Origin of the sequence: Alkalibacterium iburiense, from assembly GCF_039521845.1 — a bacterium.
GTDB classification, from domain to species: domain Bacteria; phylum Bacillota; class Bacilli; order Lactobacillales; family Carnobacteriaceae_A; genus Alkalibacterium; species Alkalibacterium iburiense.
In genome coordinates this window covers 1-6024 of the sequence record NZ_BAAACW010000082.1, presented here as the reverse complement: position 1 = coordinate 6024, position 6024 = coordinate 1, and the positions used below count along the sequence as shown (strand labels likewise).

Below are 6024 nucleotides of genomic sequence, written 5' to 3'. Positions count from 1 at the left end.
CTTCCCAGCGCCGAGGATAGTGAGGGGTTTCCCCTTGTGAAAGCAGGACGTTGCCGCGCAGCTCTTTTATTTTGCTTAAATACATACTTAATATTGGGGACTTAGCTCAGTTGGGAGAGCATCTGCCTTACAAGCAGAGGGTCAGCGGTTCGAGCCCGTTAGTCCCCATTGTCACACCGAGCCATTAGCTCAGTCGGTAGAGCATTTGACTTTTAATCAAAGGGTCGCAGGTTCGATTCCTGCATGGCTCATATAGAAACTAGCGGATGTGGCGGAATTGGCAGACGCACTAGATTTAGGATCTAGCGCTTAACGGCGTGGGGGTTCAAGTCCCTCCATCCGCATGAGAGTTTCACGTGACAGATAATTCATTAGCCGGCTTAGCTCAGTTGGTAGAGCAACTGATTTGTAATCAGTGGGTCGAGGGTTCAACTCCTTTAGCCGGCATATCTAAGTGAGCATCTCATGCTCCATTGCGGAAGTAGTTCAGTGGTAGAACATCACCTTGCCAAGGTGGGGGTCGCGGGTTCGAATCCCGTCTTCCGCTTCTTTACATATAGAGTAAAGATGACAGTGTGCATTTCTTGCCGGGGTGGCGGAATAGGTAGACGCACAGGACTTAAAATCCTGCGGAGAGTTGTCTCCGTGCCGGTTCGATTCCGGCCCTCGGCATAAAAAACAGCACCCTTAGCTCAATTGGATAGAGTACCTGACTACGAATCAGGCGGTTAGAGGTTCGACTCCTCTAGGGTGCATTTAATAATCACGGGAAGTAGCTCAGCTTGGTAGAGCACTTGGTTTGGGACCAAGGGGTCGCAGGTTCGAATCCTGTCTTCCCGATTGTTATAATAATGGCGGTGTAGCTCAGCTGGCTAGAGCGTACGGTTCATACCCGTGAGGTCGGGGGTTCGATCCCCTCCGCCGCTATGGAAGCGGACCTTTAGCTCAGTTGGTTAGAGCAAACGGCTCATAACCGTTCGGTCGCAGGTTCGAGTCCTGCAAGGTCCATTATTTTTAATATTATCGCGGAGTAGAGCAGCTGGCAGCTCGTCGGGCTCATAACCCGGAGGTCGCAGGTTCGAATCCTGCCTCCGCAATTGCACCATATGTAAGATTAACTAAGTATTTGGCCCCGTAGTGTAGCGGTTACCACGTCTGCCTGTCACGCAGAAGATCGCCGGTTCGAATCCGGTCGGGGTCGTTGGAATAGTATGCGGGTGTAGTTTAGTGGTAAAACTACAGCCTTCCAAGCTGTTGTCGGGAGTTCGATTCTCCCTACCCGCTTTATACTTAGATTTAAGTATGCAAATTAAATAGGGCCTATAGCTCAGCTGGTTAGAGCGCACGCCTGATAAGCGTGAGGTCGGTGGTTCGAGTCCACTTAGGCCCATTATATCAATTATTATAATTGGTATGGGGAAGTACTCAAGTGGCTGAAGAGGCGCCCCTGCTAAGGGTGTAGGTCGGTTTTGCCGGCGCGAGGGTTCAAATCCCTCCTTCTCCGTTTCATTTTTATAGTGTTGGCCCCTTGGTCAAGTGGTTAAGACACCGCCCTTTCACGGCGGTATCACGGGTTCGAATCCCGTAGGGGTCATATATAATTTTAAACAACTTAATATAATGATTTATTTTATGGAGGATTACCCAAGTCCGGCTTAAGGGAACGGTCTTGAAAACCGTCAGGCGTGTCAAAGCGCGCGTGGGTTCGAATCCCACATCCTCCTTAAAAGGCCCCGTAGTGTAGCGGTTACCACGTCTGCCTGTCACGCAGAAGATCGCCGGTTCGAATCCGGTCGGGGTCGTCAAATAGATATTCTATCTATTTGGCGCTGTAGCTCAGTTGGTAGAGCAACGGATTGAAGCTCCGTGTGTCGGCAGTTCGACTCTGTCCAGCGCCATAATGATACTATATAAAATGCGGGTGTAGTTTAGTGGTAAAACCACAGCCTTCCAAGCTGTTGTCGGGAGTTCGATTCTCCTCACCCGCTTCTTAATAAAAAGCCAGAAATGAATGAAATGTTCATTTCTGGCTTTTTTCGTATTCTGTGCGTGAAAAGAATCTAAATAAAGTATACTTTCTTCCTGTTTAAAAAAAGAAAGAGGCTAACAATAGGGATGAGACTGTACACAACCGTTAGAGAGAGAAATCGGGTATGAACATAAAAGCTCAAGCAATTTATGACACCCACATTGAGTATAATGGATAAATAATCATAAAAACGATTCAGATCAAAGTAACTAAATAATCGTTTTATTTGTAAAAGAAAAGAAGTGACAATTAACACAATAAATAATATCCAAGAATAAGTGAAAGCAAAATATAGTAAGATAGTAAATTTTATTATTTCCAAAGTAATTAAGAGACCAATAGACAGACGATTATTGGTGTATTGTGTAATGAGTTCTTTGGAGTAGTGAGTCAGTATACCAAAAGCGATTAACAAAAGAATGGATAGAGAAAAAGAACGATAAAATAAAGCCAGTACCGTGCCGAAAAGAACTGACCAAGCTGTGTATATTAATATTTTTTTTAGTTTATTCGTCATATAGCCAACAACTTTCCTCATGTAGTATTACTCTTATCTTACCATAAGTTAGAGTGCACAGAAATATAAATAGGAAGGTGTAGTTATCGTTTCACTTATTCAAAGCAAAGGTGTTTATATATTTTACTAATAAATATGATTAATCTTGCTATATATGTTAAAATAGTAGAGGTTTACAATGAATTCCCGATAGGACGGCCAGAACCGGTCGGAAGCCTTGTAACCGAACACTTTAGGGGGAATAAAAATGACAGAGAGAAAATTATTTACATCAGAATCAGTAACAGAAGGACACCCAGATAAAGTAGCCGATCAGATTAGTGACGCTATTTTAGATGCTATTTTGGAAAAAGATCCAGAAGCACGTGTCGCATGTGAGACAATGGTAACTACTGGGTTAGTACTGATAGCTGGAGAGATTCGAACTGAAACATACGTAGATATGCAAAAGATTGCTAGGGATACGATTAGGGATATCGGCTATACAAGAGCCAAATACGGCTTTGATGCAGATACGTGTGCTGTACTTGTATCTATTGATGATCAGTCACCGGATATTTCTGTAGGAGTCGATGACTCAGTAGAATACAAATCTGAAGCACTTGATGAGTTAGATAAAATAGGTGCTGGTGACCAAGGACTTATGTTTGGGTATGCAACAAATGAAACGCCGGAGATGATGCCTTTGCCGATCTCACTTAGCCATAAACTGACTAAACAATTGGCAAAAGTAAGAAAAGAGAATATCCTTGATTATTTAAGACCGGATGGAAAAGCACAAGTTACCGTCGAATACAATGAAGACTCTATACCAGTCAGAATTGATGCTATTGTGATTAGTACACAGCATCGTCCTGATGTGACATACAATCAACTTAAAGAGGATGTTATTGAAAAGGTCATTAATGAAGTCATTCCTGCACAATGGATTGATGATCAGACAAAATTCTATATTAATCCAACTGGTCGATTCGTTGTTGGAGGTCCTCAGGGAGATGCTGGTTTAACAGGAAGAAAGATCATTGTGGATACTTATGGGGGATATGCTAGACACGGTGGAGGAGCGTTTTCTGGAAAAGATGGAACGAAAGTGGATCGCTCTGCCAGTTATGTAGCTCGATATATTGCTAAGAATATTGTAGGTGCTGGACTAGCTGAAAAGGTCGAAGTCCAACTGGCTTACGCTATTGGTGTTTCTCAACCGGTATCTATTACATTAGATACTTTTGGGACCAGTAAAGTATCAGAACAAGAATTGATTAAAGCTGTTAGAGAAGTATTTGACCTAAGACCAGCTGGAATTATTAAAATGCTCGATTTGAAACGTCCGATCTACAAACAAACGGCTGCTTATGGTCATTTTGGTAGAATGGATTTAAACTTGCCTTGGGAACGTACTGATAAAGTGGATACTTTGAAAAGCGTGCTAAAAATTTAATAAGATTAGAAAGCACAGATGGACAAAATTCTGTGCTTTTTGCTGTATATTTATCCATCTGCCATAAATGTTATATTGTATCAAAACTTTAATAAACCTTTAAACAGAAACGGATTTATTCACTATACTAGCAGAAAGTCGTATGTTATACTTTTAGAGATAGAGGATATCCTCAACACGATTATATGTAAAATTTATGGTTACTGATTATGGATTAGAGTAAACTCTTAAAAAGCAATGTTTGAAATATTTTAGGTAGGTGAATAATTTGAACGAAATAGGCGAGAAATTAAAAGAAGCTAGAAAAGAAAAAGGGTATACGTTAGATGATTTACAACAAATCACAAAAATTCAAAAACGTTATTTGATTGCTGTAGAAGAAGGTAATCTAGAAGTTTTACCAGGAAACTTTTATGCGCGTGCTTTCATCAAACAATACGCTGACTCTGTTGGTTTAAATGGAGAACAATTAATTAAGGAACACATTGATGCCTTGCCTCAAACCGATCAGTCTAGTTATGTTGCTAAATCAGCACCTAGCACCCAGACGCGATCTAGAGGGAAAAATAGTGGGTTTTTGGCAACGTTGCAAGATAGCTTGCCAACTATTTTAATAGTCCTACTCGTTATAGCGATAATAGTAGCTATTTATTTGGCTATGTCCAGTGCAAATCGAAATGCCGATGATTCATCTTTTATCCAAGAAGACGAATCGTCTAATGTAGTAGAAGTGGATGACAACGACGAAATAGAAGAAGCTGGTTCTGATGAAGATGACCCTGAAGGTGAAGGGGAAACTCCAGCCGATGATGAAGATCAGGAAGAAGAAGAGCCAGAAGAACCAGAAGAACCTGAAGAACAAGTGATTGAAGAAACAGACGGTTCTACTAACACAACGACATATACTGTTACTGGAGAGCACCCTGAAAGTCAGCAACTTGAATTAACAGCTGACGGAGGAGAATCATGGGTAAGTGTAGAAGTAGATGGTGAAATGGCTAACCAAGCATTATTGACTGATGGTCAATCTCTGGTAACAGAGTTCGATAATAATGCTTCTTCTATAGTGATTGTAATAGGGAATGCTTCTGCCACAACCATTAGTTTGAATGAAAATCCTTTACCATATGGTGAAGCAGCGACCGAAGCTGTACGTCAAGAGATGTACATTGAATTCGAATAGGAATGATAACAAATAAGACCAGCAGAATACTATTCTGGTCTTATTTAAATCAGGAGGAAAAACTGTGAATTTACCCAATAAAATAACTTTATTTAGAGTGTTTATGATTCCATTATTTTTACTACTCGTTTTAATCCCCTTCGACTGGGGGACCGTCACACTATTAGGTTCTACTATTGAAGTGAATCTTTTGATAGGTACAGTTGTATTTGCGGTGGCCAGCTTTACAGATTGGCTAGATGGGTATTTAGCTAGGAAAATGAATATTGTATCTAATTTCGGTAAGTTTGCTGATCCTCTAGCAGATAAAATGCTAGTGATGTCTGCCCTTATAGTCCTTGTAGAGCTGGGACTGGCTCCATCATGGGTAGTTGCCATTATTGTATCAAGGGAATTAGCTGTCACAGGTTTAAGATTATTGCTTGTTGAACAAGGTGGAGTAGTCATGGCGGCAGCCTGGCCTGGGAAGATTAAAACGATTACTCAAATGTATGCTATTATCTTTCTGTTTTTAGATGATTTTCCACTGGCATTTTTAAATATTCCAATAGGCACAATCTTTTTATATATTTGTCTATTCTTTACTGTCTACTCTGGAGTGGACTATTTTTACAAGGCAAGACATGTTTTTGCAGGGACTTTTTCAAAATCAAAATAAATAGTAAAAATAAGAGTGCACAGCGACGTGGACTCTTTTTTTGATTTAAACAGGAAATCGGTATAAAAATAGTGACTATGTTAAAATAAAAAAGTGATTATCGAAATTAAAAGTAAGTATATATAGGTAGTGTAAAAAGTTTTATGAAAAAACAAGAAAAAAAGAGAAATACTTCCTCTGATTAACATAAGTGGGAGTA

General features: G+C 40.5%; 4 protein-coding genes, 20 tRNA genes and 1 riboswitch. Of the genes, 23 read left to right on the top strand and 1 reads right to left on the bottom strand.

What is annotated here, in order from left to right; all coding sequences use genetic code 11:
* Window positions 1–95 precede the first annotated feature (95 nt).
* The 20 genes from ABDZ53_RS07195 to ABDZ53_RS07100 all read left to right on the top strand — a co-directional run bounded on the left by ABDZ53_RS07195 (window position 96) and on the right by ABDZ53_RS07100 (window position 1988).
* Window positions 96–168 (top strand) — tRNA-Val (locus ABDZ53_RS07195).
* A gap of 10 nt (window positions 169–178) precedes the next feature.
* A tRNA-Lys gene (locus tag ABDZ53_RS07190) sits at window positions 179–251 on the top strand.
* 11 nt (window positions 252–262) lie between these two features.
* Window positions 263–344: transfer RNA gene (locus ABDZ53_RS07185), tRNA-Leu, on the top strand.
* A gap of 30 nt (window positions 345–374) precedes the next feature.
* Window positions 375–447 (top strand) — tRNA-Thr (locus ABDZ53_RS07180).
* A 28-nt stretch (window positions 448–475) separates the two neighbouring features.
* Window positions 476–547 (top strand) — tRNA-Gly (locus tag ABDZ53_RS07175).
* 39 nt (window positions 548–586) lie between these two features.
* Window positions 587–672, top strand: a tRNA-Leu gene (locus ABDZ53_RS07170).
* 9 nt (window positions 673–681) lie between these two features.
* Window positions 682–755 (top strand) — tRNA-Arg (locus tag ABDZ53_RS07165).
* Between the two features lie 11 nt (window positions 756–766).
* Window positions 767–840, top strand: a tRNA-Pro gene (locus ABDZ53_RS07160).
* 13 nt (window positions 841–853) lie between these two features.
* Window positions 854–927 (top strand) — tRNA-Met (locus ABDZ53_RS07155).
* 7 nt (window positions 928–934) lie between these two features.
* Window positions 935–1008: transfer RNA gene (locus ABDZ53_RS07150), tRNA-Ile, on the top strand.
* A 16-nt stretch (window positions 1009–1024) separates the two neighbouring features.
* Window positions 1025–1097: transfer RNA gene (locus tag ABDZ53_RS07145), tRNA-Met, on the top strand.
* A gap of 31 nt (window positions 1098–1128) precedes the next feature.
* Window positions 1129–1201: transfer RNA gene (locus ABDZ53_RS07140), tRNA-Asp, on the top strand.
* A 12-nt stretch (window positions 1202–1213) separates the two neighbouring features.
* Window positions 1214–1284, top strand: a tRNA-Gly gene (locus ABDZ53_RS07135).
* Window positions 1285–1316: 32 nt separating this feature from the next.
* Window positions 1317–1390 (top strand) — tRNA-Ile (locus tag ABDZ53_RS07130).
* A gap of 25 nt (window positions 1391–1415) precedes the next feature.
* A tRNA-Ser gene (locus ABDZ53_RS07125) sits at window positions 1416–1504 on the top strand.
* 18 nt (window positions 1505–1522) lie between these two features.
* Window positions 1523–1594 (top strand) — tRNA-Glu (locus tag ABDZ53_RS07120).
* A 40-nt stretch (window positions 1595–1634) separates the two neighbouring features.
* A tRNA-Ser gene (locus tag ABDZ53_RS07115) sits at window positions 1635–1724 on the top strand.
* A gap of 5 nt (window positions 1725–1729) precedes the next feature.
* A tRNA-Asp gene (locus ABDZ53_RS07110) sits at window positions 1730–1802 on the top strand.
* A gap of 23 nt (window positions 1803–1825) precedes the next feature.
* A tRNA-Phe gene (locus tag ABDZ53_RS07105) sits at window positions 1826–1898 on the top strand.
* Between the two features lie 19 nt (window positions 1899–1917).
* Window positions 1918–1988: transfer RNA gene (locus tag ABDZ53_RS07100), tRNA-Gly, on the top strand.
* Between the two features lie 72 nt (window positions 1989–2060).
* On the opposite strand, the gene ABDZ53_RS07095 is transcribed toward ABDZ53_RS07100, so the two are convergent.
* The gene (locus ABDZ53_RS07095) at window positions 2061–2567 is read right to left on the bottom strand and encodes a hypothetical protein (RefSeq protein WP_343755028.1); all 507 of its coding nucleotides are present in this window, start codon (window positions 2565–2567) and stop codon (window positions 2061–2063) included.
* A 147-nt stretch (window positions 2568–2714) separates the two neighbouring features.
* A riboswitch (SMK box riboswitch) is annotated at window positions 2715–2796 on the top strand.
* Between ABDZ53_RS07095 and metK the strand changes: the two genes are divergently transcribed.
* The 3 genes from metK to pgsA all read left to right on the top strand — a co-directional run bounded on the left by metK (window position 2794) and on the right by pgsA (window position 5825).
* A complete protein-coding gene (gene metK, locus ABDZ53_RS07090) occupies window positions 2794–3984 on the top strand; it encodes a methionine adenosyltransferase (RefSeq protein WP_343755026.1) in 1191 nt (396 codons plus the stop codon). (Overlaps the previous riboswitch by 3 nt.)
* 259 nt (window positions 3985–4243) lie before the next feature.
* Window positions 4244–5167, top strand: coding sequence for a helix-turn-helix domain-containing protein (locus ABDZ53_RS07085; protein ID WP_343755024.1), 924 nt, complete (start codon window positions 4244–4246; stop codon window positions 5165–5167).
* Between the two features lie 64 nt (window positions 5168–5231).
* A complete protein-coding gene (pgsA, locus tag ABDZ53_RS07080; protein WP_343755022.1) occupies window positions 5232–5825 on the top strand; it encodes a CDP-diacylglycerol--glycerol-3-phosphate 3-phosphatidyltransferase in 594 nt (197 codons plus the stop codon).
* Window positions 5826–6024 lie beyond the last annotated feature (199 nt).